This is a genomic window from Sulfuricurvum sp. (assembly GCF_028681615.1).
Classification (GTDB): domain Bacteria; phylum Campylobacterota; class Campylobacteria; order Campylobacterales; family Sulfurimonadaceae; genus Sulfuricurvum.
In genome coordinates this window covers 1-12,935 of the sequence record NZ_JAQUHV010000026.1, presented here as the reverse complement: position 1 = coordinate 12,935, position 12,935 = coordinate 1, and the positions used below count along the sequence as shown (strand labels likewise).

12 protein-coding genes are annotated in these 12,935 nt (G+C 36.4%); 5 read left to right on the top strand and 7 right to left on the bottom strand.

The window, feature by feature from the left end; translation table 11 throughout:
• The 4 genes from PHE37_RS13500 to PHE37_RS13485 all read left to right on the top strand — a co-directional run.
• Positions 1-619, top strand: a 619-nt coding sequence (locus PHE37_RS13500; RefSeq protein WP_300008763.1) for a response regulator transcription factor, incomplete at its 5' end; no start/stop codon positions are given.
• The gene (locus tag PHE37_RS13495; protein WP_300008761.1) at positions 598-1,908 is read left to right on the top strand and encodes a HAMP domain-containing sensor histidine kinase; all 1,311 of its coding nucleotides are present in this window, start codon (positions 598-600) and stop codon (positions 1,906-1,908) included. The genes PHE37_RS13500 and PHE37_RS13495, both read left to right, overlap by 22 nt.
• A 66-nt stretch (positions 1,909-1,974) precedes the next feature.
• Complete coding sequence (locus tag PHE37_RS13490; protein WP_299997178.1) at positions 1,975-2,226, top strand: YfhL family 4Fe-4S dicluster ferredoxin; 252 nt, start codon at positions 1,975-1,977, stop codon at positions 2,224-2,226.
• On the top strand, positions 2,226-3,692 hold the full coding sequence (locus tag PHE37_RS13485; protein ID WP_299997175.1) for a Ppx/GppA phosphatase family protein: 1,467 nt from the start codon (positions 2,226-2,228) through the stop codon (positions 3,690-3,692). Before PHE37_RS13490 ends, PHE37_RS13485 begins: the two co-directional genes overlap by 1 nt.
• A gap of 54 nt (positions 3,693-3,746) precedes the next feature.
• Here PHE37_RS13485 and bamA read toward each other — a convergent pair whose 3' ends face one another.
• Complete coding sequence (bamA, locus tag PHE37_RS13480) at positions 3,747-5,972, bottom strand: outer membrane protein assembly factor BamA (RefSeq protein WP_299997172.1); 2,226 nt, start codon at positions 5,970-5,972, stop codon at positions 3,747-3,749.
• 105 nt (positions 5,973-6,077) lie between these two features.
• On the opposite strand from bamA, the gene PHE37_RS13475 reads away from it, so the two are divergent.
• Positions 6,078-6,905: a prephenate dehydrogenase gene (locus PHE37_RS13475; RefSeq protein ID WP_299997170.1), complete on the top strand. Its 828-nt coding sequence runs from the start codon at positions 6,078-6,080 to the stop codon at positions 6,903-6,905.
• Here PHE37_RS13475 and PHE37_RS13470 read toward each other — a convergent pair.
• The 6 genes from PHE37_RS13470 to PHE37_RS13445 form a co-directional block, all read right to left on the bottom strand.
• Positions 6,888-8,315, bottom strand: coding sequence for a BatD family protein (locus PHE37_RS13470; protein WP_300008759.1), 1,428 nt, complete (start codon positions 8,313-8,315; stop codon positions 6,888-6,890). The two genes, PHE37_RS13475 and PHE37_RS13470, sit on opposite strands and share 18 nt — an antisense overlap.
• On the bottom strand, positions 8,287-9,906 hold the full coding sequence (locus tag PHE37_RS13465) for a VWA domain-containing protein (RefSeq protein WP_300008757.1): 1,620 nt from the start codon (positions 9,904-9,906) through the stop codon (positions 8,287-8,289). The genes PHE37_RS13470 and PHE37_RS13465 overlap by 29 nt, the downstream gene beginning before the upstream one ends.
• Positions 9,903-10,814 carry a VWA domain-containing protein gene (locus PHE37_RS13460; RefSeq protein WP_300008755.1) on the bottom strand — a complete coding sequence of 304 codons (912 nt, stop codon included), beginning with the start codon at positions 10,812-10,814 and terminating at the stop codon, positions 9,903-9,905. Before PHE37_RS13460 ends, PHE37_RS13465 begins: the two co-directional genes overlap by 4 nt.
• A complete protein-coding gene (locus tag PHE37_RS13455) occupies positions 10,807-11,190 on the bottom strand; it encodes a hypothetical protein (protein ID WP_300008753.1) in 384 nt (127 codons plus the stop codon). The genes PHE37_RS13460 and PHE37_RS13455 overlap by 8 nt, the downstream gene beginning before the upstream one ends.
• The gene (locus PHE37_RS13450; protein ID WP_300008751.1) at positions 11,187-11,963 is read right to left on the bottom strand and encodes a DUF58 domain-containing protein; all 777 of its coding nucleotides are present in this window, start codon (positions 11,961-11,963) and stop codon (positions 11,187-11,189) included. Before PHE37_RS13450 ends, PHE37_RS13455 begins: the two co-directional genes overlap by 4 nt.
• Before the next feature lie 65 nt (positions 11,964-12,028).
• Positions 12,029-12,934, bottom strand: a complete 906-nt coding sequence (locus PHE37_RS13445; RefSeq protein ID WP_300008749.1) for an AAA family ATPase — start codon at positions 12,932-12,934, stop codon at positions 12,029-12,031.
• Position 12,935 lies beyond the last annotated feature (1 nt).

Here is a 12,935-nt window from a genome sequence, read left to right as displayed (position 1 = left end):
AGGCTTACAAGAGTTTGGCTACCAAACAGATAGTTCAGAAAATTATAAAGATGCAGAATATTATATTGGCATCCGAAATTATGACCTTGTATTGACCGACTGGATGCTCCCTGATGGTGATGGCGTGGATTTAATCAACCTCATTAAACAAAAATCTCCACGCACTGCTGCTGTGATTATCTCAGCAAAAGATGACAAAGAGAGTGAAATCAAAGCACTTAAAGCTGGAGCTGATGACTATATTAAAAAACCATTTGATTTTGATATTTTAGTCGCACGTATCGAAGCAAGACTTCGTTTTGGTGGAACTAATGTTATAAAAATTGATGATTTAACCATTGACCCAGATGAAGAGAAAATTACATATAAAGGTCAAGAAATTGAACTTAAAGGTAAACCGTTTGAAGTTTTAACACACCTTGCACGTCATAGCGACCAAATTGTTTCTAAAGAACAACTTTTAGATGCTATTTGGGAAGAGCCTGAGCTTGTTACTCCAAATGTTATTGAAGTTGCCATCAACCAAATTCGTCAAAAAATGGACAAACCATTAGAAATCTCAACGATTGAGACAGTAAGACGAAGAGGTTATAGATTTTGTTTTCCAAAAAAAGTATAAGAGATAATTTTATACTCCAATTAGTGTCTGCTTCGGCGACACTAATTGTTATTTTCTCTGTTATTCTCTACAATTATATTAAAATCTCTATTTTTGAAGATATCACTCAAGAACTTACCAAGCAAGCCTCTATTATAGCCACCTCACGTATGAATTCCATTGAACGCATGGGTATTAATATCTTTGATCCTTCACTCAGTTCAATCAATAACCCAGCCGATACCCATGTAACCGTTGCTATTCGTGTTAATCAAGGCAGTATCATCTCCTTTGAGCACAGTGAAAAAGATGGAGAGAAGTTTCTCACTATTTTTTATCCACTTGAAAAACGCCAACACCATTTTATTTCTATTACAAAAAATATATCCAATACGGATATTTTGCTAGATAAAATTTTTACCAATATCCTTATTATTAATCTTACAGCCATTTTTCTCATTCTTTTTTATGCTCTTTTTCTCTCTCGTATGCTCATTTTACCTATTCGTTCATTAACCACAAAATTAGCAACTATGAATGAAAATTTTTTACAAATAATCGATACCAAAACCCTTCCAAGTGAATTTCAACCTCTTGGTAACAGCATCAATAAACTCGTGGATCGTATCCAAATCTTTGTTAACTCACAGAAAGAACTTTTTATTGGAGCTGCCCATGAACTCAAAACTCCTTTAGCTGTTATGAAAACAAAAAATGAAGTGACCCTTTTGAAGCCAAGAGAATCTGACAAATATATTGAAACCCTCAAAACGAACAATCAAACAATCAACGATATGAATAAGATGATTAGTAATATCCTCGAAATTGGACGCCAAGAAAGTGCTCAGTTTGAAAAACCTGTTGAAATTAATTTAATTGCTTTTTTAAATGAGCAGATTAATAATTACGCGATTTTAGCAAATATGGAAGAAAAGCATATCATCCCTGATATCTTGCCAAAGTCTTACAAAATCACTATACAACCGACACTTTTAGTTCATATTCTTCAAAATTTTGTTCAAAATGCTATTAAATTTACCCCTAAAGAAGGGAATATCACCATTCAATCTTATACCAACAAAGAAGGCTTTCATATTATTGTTACTGACGAAGGTATTGGTATTGACGAAAGTAAAGATCTTTTTGCTCCTTTTAAACGCTATGGTAATCAAACGGGTGCAGGGCTAGGACTGTTTTTAGCAAAAAGCGCTGCTGATGCCATTGGTGCTAAAATTGCTTTAAAAAACCGTTCAGATAGACAAGGAACCATTGCTTCACTAACTATTCCTTCCAAAAAAACTTCCATTTAAATTTTCTTAAAGTATATTTAGTGTATAAACTTCTCCAAAATTAGACTTTAATGAAGGAAAAAATGTATGTCTTTGATGATTACTGAAGAGTGTATTGCGTGTGACGCATGTAGAGATGAATGCCCCAATGGTGCCATTGAAGAGTCCGATCCAATTTATATTATCGATCCAGATATCTGCACGGAGTGTGTTGGACATTATGATGAGCCCTCATGCATTGCTGTATGCCCCGTAGAGTGCATTATCCCTGACCCAGACAACATAGAGAGTGTTGAAGAGTTAAAGCTTAAATACGAACAACTAAACAGCGAAGAATAATGGCTAAACGTACTGCCATTATCGACATAGGTTCAAACTCTGCGAGAATGGCAATCTTTGAAAAAAGTAGTCGTTTCGCTTTTCATTTAATTAACGAAACCAAAAGCCGTGTTCGCATTGGCGAAGGTGCGTATAATTATGGAGGAATTCTTCAAGAACCCGCTTTAAAAAGAGCTTTTAGCGCACTTGAAGAATTCAGTTATATTATCCATAGTCTTAAATGTCAAAAGACAATATGCATTGCCACCTCCGCACTTCGTGATGCACCAAATGCTTCAGCATTTATTGCAAAAGTCAAAGATGAACTTAACATTCATATTAAGATTATACAAGGAAGGCAAGAGGCTTACTATGGTGCCGTTGGCTCTCTTAATTACCTTATGCCCATCGATGATGCCGTAACCATTGATATAGGAGGTGGATCAACAGAGCTTGCTCGTATTGAACATGGTAAAATTGTTGATACTATTTCTCTTAACATTGGTACTGTAAGACTTAAAGAGCTCTACTTTGATAAGCGAAAATCACTTGAAGACATACGTCTATTTTTGGATAAAGAGATTCAAAATATTCCAGAAAATTTTGCTTCATCCACAATTATTGGTATTGGAGGAACATTAAGATCTCTTTCCAAAATGATTATGGAAAAGATTAATTATCCTATTAAAACTGTTCATGGCTTTGAGTATAGTATCGAAGAGTATCATGCGCTTGTGAATACCATTGTTACTTCTGATGTGCTTGATTTAAAAAATCTAGGTGTTCGTAAAGATCGTTATGATACGATGCGTGAAGGCTGTTTTATTTTCCAAGAGCTGTATCAGAGATTTGATGCAAAACGTCTTATCACAAGTGGTGCAGGTGTGCGAGAAGGTGCTTATCTATGTGATTTATTGCGTTCATGCCATCATCGCTTTAGTCCAAACTTTAAATTAAGTCTTCGAAGTCTCAAAGATCGTTTTTCAATTTATGAAAAAGATGACCTTTATGTTAAACGCATTGCAACACAGCTTTTTGATGTTTTAAAACCCTTACATAACATTGATTCATCGTATAAATTTGAACTCTCAATTGCTTCTGAATTGAGCAATATTGGTTTAAAACTAGGCTTTTATCAAAGCAATCTTCATGGTTTTTATTTTGTTATCAACAATCTTAACTATGGATTTTCACATAAACAAAAAATTCTTATTGCAATGCTTATTAAATACCATACTAAAAAAATAATAAGTCCTGAAGAAATGGATGCTTATAAAACACTCCTACCTGATATGACAATTATTAATTGGTTAGGTTTTTTATTAGCCCTCGCTAAAGCTATTAATAGAGACTTAGGAAAAGGAAACATTGCTTTAAGTTATGAAAATCATACGCTTTGTATTACAGCAGATACAAATCTTTTTTTAGCCAAAGAGATGATTAAACAACTTCTTAAACCTGCATCATTCGCAATTATTATTAAATAGAGTCTTAGGAGAGTTTGTAAAGAGGCTCATTGCCTCTTTACATGTAGAGATAGATTAAAATTTCTGTCCAATCGTAAATTCAAATGCTGCTGTACGATCGCCTGATTCTTCCATTAATGCTTTAGAGAAAACTAAGCCAATAGGTCCCAATGGAGAAATCCATTCAAGTGCCACACCTGTACCCGCTCGTTTAATATCAAGATTATCTTGTCCAATCATACCATAGTCTAAGAAAATAGCCCCACGCATCTTCATACGCTCAATCAATGGGAAACTTGCTTCTACAGAATTGGCAAACATAATATTACCACCAATTAAATCACCATAACCATTTTTAGGAGAAAGTGAATTGGATTCATAACCACGAATGGAGCGAATACCTCCCATATAGTATTTTTCACCATACGAGTATTTCTCATCTGCAGCATTCATAGCTAAATACTTAAATTGTGCTTTGTACCGTAAAATTAAATCATAATCAATCAAATCTTGCATACCATAGTATGTAGCAAATTTAGAAATACTACTGATAAATTTTTCATCCCCACCCAGTCCTGCGACTTCTAAACTCGTACTTGCTGCAATACCTGTTCTAGGGAGATAAAAATCATCCGTATTATTAAAAGAAAGAGAAGGGATAATAGCACTTTTTAATACTTGATCCGTTGTATAGAGGTTTTTATCAATCGTTGGTGAGACATTAGAGAGTTTTGATTGTTGTAAAACATACCCTAAAGAGGCACCCCAATTTCTTCCTAATTTTCTGCCAGCTACAATACTCATTCCCATTTTATCTTGGTCGTAATAGAGATAATTATTTTGTGATGCAAACAAGCTGCCACTTAAACTATAAATAGAATCAAAGACTCTTGGATTTGATAAGGAGATGGCGCCATTGAGTTCGCTATCTGATCGTTCAACTTCAATACTTGCTTTCATACCCGAACCAAAAATATTACCATCTGAAAGGCTAGCACTGAGTAGCAATCCATCAGATGACCCATACCCAATACCACCACCGATAGAACCTGTAGCCGCTTCTTTAACGGTAATGACTAAATCCATACTATTTTTACTGATTTTTTCTTCTTTAATATCAACATCTTCAAAATAACCTGTTCGTTTCAATGAACTTTTTGAATCTGTTACATCCGTACGTCTGTATTGGTCTCCATTGGCTAAGTAAATTTCCCGGCGAATAACCCTATCAATAGTACGGCTATTTCCAGCGATTCTGACATTGTTAATATAGACTTTTTCGCCAGGAAGCACTCGATAGGTAATATTGGCTAAATGTTTTTCTTTATCATTTTTAATATCAGGGATCACTTTAACAAAAGCATATCCTAGGTCTGCTATTTTGGTTTCAATCAACGTCATATCTTTGCGCAGTTTTGAGACATTGAATACTTTACCATTTTGTAGAAACATCTCTTCAATAGTAGCTGCCGTGTCAATCATGTCAGAAGGGACGTCAATTGCGACTGAACCAACAGTATATTGTTCACCTTCATCAATCGAATAAACGAGATGTGCTGTATAACTGTCTAAATATGTCTTTAAGAAAGGGGCACTAACTTTTGCATCCAAGTAACCTTTTTGTAAATAGGTGTCTTTAATACGTGCAGAATCATGCTCCAAATCATTCATACGAAGTTTTCCATCATTAAAGCCCCACATCCAAGGAAGCCATTCTTCTGATTTATTGGCAATATTCGGTTCAATATCTTTATAACGTAACTCTTTAGCTCCACATAAATCTACTGTTTTAATAATAATATTCTCACCCCGATTAATGACAAAATCTAAGGACAAGGATAGTTTTTCATTTAAAGGTGTTTTTTGAACTTCAACAACCGTATCAAAATAACCTTTATCTTCAAAGAATTTAACAATTTTTAATTTTGAGAATTCAGCCTTTTGCTCATCATAAACTTCACCTTTTTTAATCCCAGCAAGTTTAGAAATCTCTTCTTTGTCATTCTCGCCAATACCTACAAAATCAATTTTGGCAACAACAGGCTTTTCTTTGACATGAATAACCAACTCACTCTCAGCTACTTCTTCGATCCAAACATCTTCAAAGTAGTTTTGCTTATAAAGTGTTTTGACGGCTTTATCTAGTTTTTCCATATCCACCACGTCACCTGCGTGAATATCAATCATCTCTGAAGCACTTTCTGGAGAGAGATGAATCATCCCTTCATAGCTAAGGCTTTTAAGTGTGGCTGAATACAAAGAGGTAGCAACGATCAACGACATAACGGCTGTTTTTTTCATTCTTATGTGCCCTAAATGGAGTATTTTTAGATATTTTAAAATATAATACCATCTCTAGAATTAAGTGCCTATTAAATCATCTTGGCAGTGCGAAAAGGAGTTGGAATGACCGTTGGAATTGTGGGACTGGGATTAATGGGTGGATCGTTAGGTTTAGCCCTTCAACAAACTAAATTAGTAACAAAGATTATAGGATTTGACCGTAATCTGAGTCACTGTGAAGAGGCATTAAAACTTGGATTAGTCCATGAAATTGTCTCCTTTGATGAGATTAAAACATGTGATATGATTTTTTTAGCCATCCCCGTAGTCGGCATTATTCACGTTCTTCAAGAGCTTAAAGATGTTTCAGAGAAAACAACAATTATTGACTTAGGAAGTACCAAAGAAGAAATCATCAAAGCAACACCAGCACAGATTCGCAAAAACTTCATTGCCGCACATCCTATGACAGGTACTGAAAAATTTGGTCCAAGTGCTGCTATTCCTAACCTCTACCACGATAAAATTGTTGTTCTGTGCGATACCGATAACAGTGGAGATTTACATAAAAATAGGGCAATTCAAATTTTTTCTCATATTGGTATGAAGATTGTTTTTATGGACCCTGCAGCCCATGATGACCATGCCTCTTTTATTTCACATTTGCCACATGCCATTAGTTATGCACTTGCAAACACTGTGATGGGACAAGAAGATCCTAAAAGTATTTTATCCTTAGCAGCAGGCGGTTTTCGCGATATGAGCAGAGTTGCAAAAAGTTCTCCTCAAATGTGGTCCGATATTTTTAAACAGAACAGAGAAAATCTGTTACACTCTATTGAAATATTTGAGAGAGAACTCACCAAATCTAAAAAAATGATTGAAGATGAAGATTGGCAAGGGCTTGAAGATTGGATGAGTAAAGCCACTACCTTACACAAGATTCTTTAAGAACTTTTTGATTACTCGCTTGGAGAGTTTGTGTTTGGCATTACCATAAATATTCTCTTCAAGTAGTGTAATAAGATGCGTTGCTTCTTTATTTTTGCCTTTGTATTTAAGCAATTTTTGTAATAATTCTCGCTCTCCCACAAACCGCATTTTCCCCTTTTTTTCGTAATGAAAAACCCACCGTACTAATCCAAAAAGCAGCATACCTAAACAAAGACCAATCCCTATATTGACCCACTCAAACCTAAACGAGGGTTGTTCCACCAAAGCCGTAACAGGTTCAGATACACCACGGCTTGATTTCTCCGCTCTTTCTGGGTGTAAAATTTTAATGTCAACTGGCTTTGATGTAAAATACTCTATTTTTTTCGTATCTGGATTGTAAAAATGAAGTTTTATCGGCTCAATGCGAAAACTTTTTTGAGCACTAAGCGAAAACTTTTGGATAAACTCTCCTTTAAGAATATCACTTTGCAAAAAGGTCTTAATCTTTGGCTCATCCGAAAAGATTGTTGCCCCTTGAGCCTGAAGCACAAAAGGCGCTATATCTTCAAAATTACCATCGCCTACAATCTTTACTGTCACATTTACGGCATTATTAATCTCAACTTCAGTGGCGTCAACCTGTACTTCAACGTTAAAATGTCCTAAAAGAGTTGCCCCAATCAAAGGGCTTACATGTAAGGTTAATTCGTTTGAAAAAATACTTTTCCATTGAATCTGGCTTAAAAATATCTCACGGGAATTTACTTGCTTGGCAATATCAATCTTTGCTTTGGGAATAAGTATCTCACCGCTTCTTTGTGGAAAAATATAGTAACTAATCGTATGAATAATATAGTTATCTTCAACATAAGGGGTATCTTTTTCACCTTCTTTAACCCAAAATCCTTCAAGGACAGGTTTGGAAAATTTCATATCTACAAGATTTTCTGTTCTATCACGTTTAAATACAAAGGTAAGTTTAACTCCCTCTTGTTGCAGTGGAGAGTCATTAGATACATTCATTTCTAATGAAAAAACGTGATGTCCGACTGGTTTAGCACTGCTTGCTTGCATGTTTAATTCAAGCATTTCAGTTTGTTCTTTTTTACCATCAATCGTTATTTCAAAAGAAGGAATATGGACATCTTTGTCAGGATAAAACGTATAGTAATTATCCAATTGTCTACTCAATGCGCCATTCATAAGTTGCATGCTTTGCCTGCTTTGATGCGATACAACAGCAAAGCCACCAATGGCTTCAATTTTAGGGAAATGCATTTTGTTTCCCTTGGCACTTATAACCAAGGTTGCGCTTTCACCTACTTCAACGGGATTTTGGAGTAAATACGCTTTAGCACCAAAAAGCTCTATACTCATCAAAAAAAGAAAAAGTATCCTACCAACGAATGGCATTATCGGCTTCATGCTTTTCTCCTTTGTATAGCGTCATTGGCTTTGTCTTGGGTGCAGTGGTATTGAGCATCCTCTCCCATTTGTGCGCTTCTTGTTCACTCATTTTTTTCTCTTCCGCTTTTTTGGGCTTGTTAGATTGAGATTTTTTTTCTTCTTTTTGAGGAGGTTTGGGCTCACTTTTAGTGTCTTCTTCTGGTTTTGTCTCTTCTTTTTTATTCTCTTGCTGATTTTGTTTTTGTTCTTTAAGAAACTCTAAATTATAGCGCGTATCTTCATCCTCACGAATACTCAGCGCTTTTTCATATGCATTGATGGCTTCATCGCTACGATGCATTTGCGCCAAGGTATTGCCTATATTATGCCACCGACTGTAATTAAGGGCAACATCTTCAGTTTGTATCCCTTGATACAATTCGAGTGCTTTTTCATACTCTTTTTGCTGATATAAGGCATTGGCAAGATTATACGCTGTTTGAGCACTCTTTTTTTCTTTATCTAAAACGTTAAAATATTTCGTTGCTTCAGCAAAATCTTGCGCCTTATACGCTTTATGGGCCTTATCGATTTGCCAAAAATCAAGTATGCCACTATGCAACGGTTGCCATGGTAACAATACAAAGACCATCCATGAAAACTTCTTGACATGCAAAGGATGAAGCGCCAAAAAAAGCGTTAGTAATGCTAGTATTAAAGGATAATAAAACAGTTCTTGCACATTGTTATTTTTCTTTTTAGCCACATCACTTTTATGTACCTTTAAACGTATCTGTTCACATAACCACACAATATCAGCATTATCACCATTGGTGGAAACATAGGCACCACCTGTTTCAAGTGAGAGTTTTTGCAAACCATCATAACGCTTACTGATAACAATATTGCCCTTGGAATCTTTCAGTAACTCTCCAGAGTCTTGCTTGATAGTTGAGCCTTTAGCTGAGCCGACCAAATAAAGATGTACTCTTATACGAAACTCTCTGGCTTTTACAATCGCACTCTCCAAGTCTTCGCCATCGCCCCCATCGCTTACGATTATAAGGTCTTTTTGCTCTTGTTTAAAGGGTCTAAATAATTTTTCACTGGACATAATCGCTGCTACAATAGAGCTTCCTTGGCTACTCATAGAGTGTTGATCTAAATGCTTGAGTAAAAATTGTAACGAGTTTGTATCCTCGCTAAATGGTGCTACTAAAAAAGCATCATTGGAAAAAGCACTCAGTGCAATTTTAAAATCACTTAACTGATTCATCATCGTTTCAATCGATTGTTTGGCAAAGGACAGACGATTGGGAAAAGTATCCGTCGCAAGCATCGACTGCGAAATATCAAGGCTGATGGCAACTATTCCTACTTTGACGACCTCATTTTCATGTGCATTATCTTTCAAAAGTTGAGGACGGGCTAGAGCAATAATCATACATGCAAGGGTGACAAAAAAGAGGCTTTGACTGTAAGAGCGGCGTGAAGTGCCTTTGTGACTACTCAAACGCTCTTTCACTGTTGGCTCAAAAAAGATTTTTTGATGACGAACTAAACGTGCCACCACTATTAAAAGGGGGATAATGAGTAAGAAGCTTAAAATAAAAGGTGATGCAAAACTCATAAACCACCCTCTTTTATGCGTCGGTACACATACCAAAATAATGCCACTAGAGCCACTAACAATGGATACATATAAAGATAATTGATAGATATAGGGGCCTCACTCTTTTGCAAACTCTTTTCCATTGTATCAATTTTTTGATACACCTCTACTAACATCTGTTCGCTATTCGCCCTAAAAAACACACCACCACTTTTTTGAGCAATAAGGTTCAATAGTGTTTCATCGTATTCACCACTTCGCCCAATGCCTATAGCATAAACTTTAATTTTTTCACTTTCAACAGTACGAAGAACCGCTTCTAAAGTAATTTTCCCTGCAGTATTAAAACCATCGGTTAGTAAAATTACCACCTTCTCTTTGGCACTATTTTTTTGCAGTAAACGCGTTGCTAAAAAGAGTGCATCATACATAGCAGTGCGTTTACCTGCAATACCCTCATTAAGATTTTGCACGATATTCGAAGCACTTTGATGATCAAATGTCAAAGGCGTTGCTACATACGCAAAATCTCCAAAAACGATGACCCCTACATTGTCATTTTCTCTTTGTTCAATAAATGATGCCGCAATCTCTTTAGACATATCAAACTTACTTTTAGAGTTCCGTGTATCAAGCCCCGCTCGGCTCATGGAATCACTCACATCCATAAGCAACATAACCGCATGCGATAATTTTACAGTGTCACTTTGATACCGTATTGTAGGAGAAGAAAGTGCTAAAAGCATCATCACAATACTAAGCCATTTTAAAACAAAAGAAAATTTACTACGCTTTACATGTAAAGGCATTGATAAAAGATGAGGAATATACAAAGTATGAGGTTGAACCTTGCACCATAAAAAACATGCACAAAAAAGCACTAAAATTGCCCAAACTAAAGGGTACTCAAAATGTACATTAAACATGCGATTTCCCTAAAAATTCGCTCAGCAAGGCTTTGTCACTCTCCTTAAAAGCCGGAATTTCTGGTTTGTATTTATACACTTCAAGTGCTTGTATCAATTGTTCAAAAATCGCTTTATTCTCTTGTGTAACAAAAAAACGCGCGCATTGGGTGATACCATAAGCCGCGATTTTTGCATCATCAAAATCTATATGATTGAGGTAGTGCCATGCACTGTTTCGCGCTTGTATCATCTTTGGTTTTCGTAAGTATTTTACAATATAGAGGAAAGCTATAAGGATCAAAAAAGCGATAAGACTTATCACCAAAATAAAAAAATAAAGAGAATAATCTTCAATTGGTACAAGATTTTTTATACCTCTTAGCGTTTCCATCACAGCATCCCAAGTGTTGTAAAAAGTTTAATAAAAGGGTCTTCATTAGTATAAATCGAAATCGTTTTAATACCCTCTTTTTTTAAACAACTCTGCAAGGCGATATCCTGTTCTTTTTGCTTGGCGCTATAACGCTTAACAAAGGCCTCATCGAGGGTGACTTTATCTTCTTTAAGCGTGATGGGATCCTTTACATGTAAGGCTCCCATCGACCAGGGTTTTTCTTCAAAATGATCACGCACTTTAATGGCGATGACCTCATGTTTTCGGGCAATGGCTCCTAATTTTGGAAGTTCAAAAAAATCACCAATGATAAAAAGAAGGGAAGGTTTTTTGATGTGATACAGAGCATACTCTTGGATATAGTCCCAATTGATTTTCTCTCCCAAAAGTGGTGTTTGCAATGTTTTCAAAATAGACTCACGCACCATAGCCTCTTTTTTAGACGCTGGGCTTTGCCATAATAGTTTATCAGATAGTAAAGAGAGCGCAAAAAAATCGCTGTTTTTAATAGCACTTAAGCCTAAGAGCGCAATGACTTCGCTCATCACCTCTTGTTTGGAATGTTCAATGCCAAAATGCATACTGCCATTCATCAAGCCAATCACATGAAGATGAATCTCTTTTTCTTCAAAAAAAGAACGTACTTGGATTTCACCATTTTTAGCGCTTTGTTTCCAATCAATTCGCTTAACATTTTCACCGTACATGTAAGGCCTGATTTGCGCAAAATCATACCCATCACCCTCTTTTTTAGAGGCATTAGCACCTACCATTTCTCCAAAGATATGTTTACGTGCCCGTTGTACGATAAGATTGTAACAAAGAGGTGTCATACGTTTTAGGGAAGTGGCAGTGCTTCGATAATCTTATCAATCACGTCATCAATTTGTACGCCTTGCGCTTCGGCTTCATAACTTAAGATAAATCGGTGACGAATCACCTCTTTACACACTGTCGCCACATCCACAGGAGTTACATATTCACGCCCACAAAGCAGGGCATAAGCCCTACTTGCTTTATGCAAATCTATCGTCGCGCGAGGACTTGCACCAAAGCGTATTAACTCTGAAAGATGCGCTAAACCATACGCTTTAGGATCACGCGTTGCAAAAACAATGTCAGCCATATAGACTTCAATTTGTTCATCCACATGAATCGCTTTCACGCGCTCTTGAAGCGCTAAGAGCATTGGTGCATCCATGACTTTGGCAACGCTCTCGCATTCACCTTTAGAGATACGCCTTGCAATGAGCATCTCCTCTTCTTTAGTGTTATATCCAACGACTAATTTCATCATAAAGCGATCGAGTTGTGCTTCGGGCAACGCATAGGTACCAACCGATTCGATAGGATTTTGTGTCGCTAAGACAAAGAAAGGACGCTCTAATGTAAAACTCTCCTCTGCAATCGTCACTTGGTACTCTTGCATCGCTTCTAAAAGGGCTGATTGCACTTTAGCTGGTGCTCGGTTAATTTCATCGGCTAAAAGTAAGTTGGTAAATATCGGCCCTTTTTTAGTGATAAATTCACCACTTTTTGGACTGTAAATTTGCGTTCCGATGATATCGCTTGGGAGTAAATCTGGGGTAAACTGAACACGGCCAAACTGTAGGCCCAAGGCTTTTGCTAGCGTGTTTATTGTAGTTGTTTTAGCAAGTCCTGGAACGCCTTCAATAAGTACATGTCCTTCGCATAAGAGTGCCACAAGCAAAGAATCTATCAAGGCAGAATGACCAACAATCACT

What these genes read in the sequence shown, in the direction of transcription:
- PHE37_RS13490 (WP_299997178.1), top strand. Translation starts at nt 1,975, where the DNA reads ATGTCTTTGATGATTACTGAAGAGTGTATTGCGTGTGACGCATGTAGA.
- PHE37_RS13485 (WP_299997175.1), top strand. Translation starts at nt 2,226, where the DNA reads ATGGCTAAACGTACTGCCATTATCGACATAGGTTCAAACTCTGCGAGA.
- bamA (WP_299997172.1), bottom strand. Translation starts at nt 5,972, where the DNA reads ATGAAAAAAACAGCCGTTATGTCGTTGATCGTTGCTACCTCTTTGTAT.
- PHE37_RS13475 (WP_299997170.1), top strand. Translation starts at nt 6,078, where the DNA reads ATGACCGTTGGAATTGTGGGACTGGGATTAATGGGTGGATCGTTAGGT.
- PHE37_RS13470 (WP_300008759.1), bottom strand. Translation starts at nt 8,315, where the DNA reads ATGAAGCCGATAATGCCATTCGTTGGTAGGATACTTTTTCTTTTTTTG.
- PHE37_RS13465 (WP_300008757.1), bottom strand. Translation starts at nt 9,906, where the DNA reads ATGAGTTTTGCATCACCTTTTATTTTAAGCTTCTTACTCATTATCCCC.
- PHE37_RS13460 (WP_300008755.1), bottom strand. Translation starts at nt 10,814, where the DNA reads ATGTTTAATGTACATTTTGAGTACCCTTTAGTTTGGGCAATTTTAGTG.
- PHE37_RS13450 (WP_300008751.1), bottom strand. Translation starts at nt 11,963, where the DNA reads ATGGTAGGTGCTAATGCCTCTAAAAAAGAGGGTGATGGGTATGATTTT.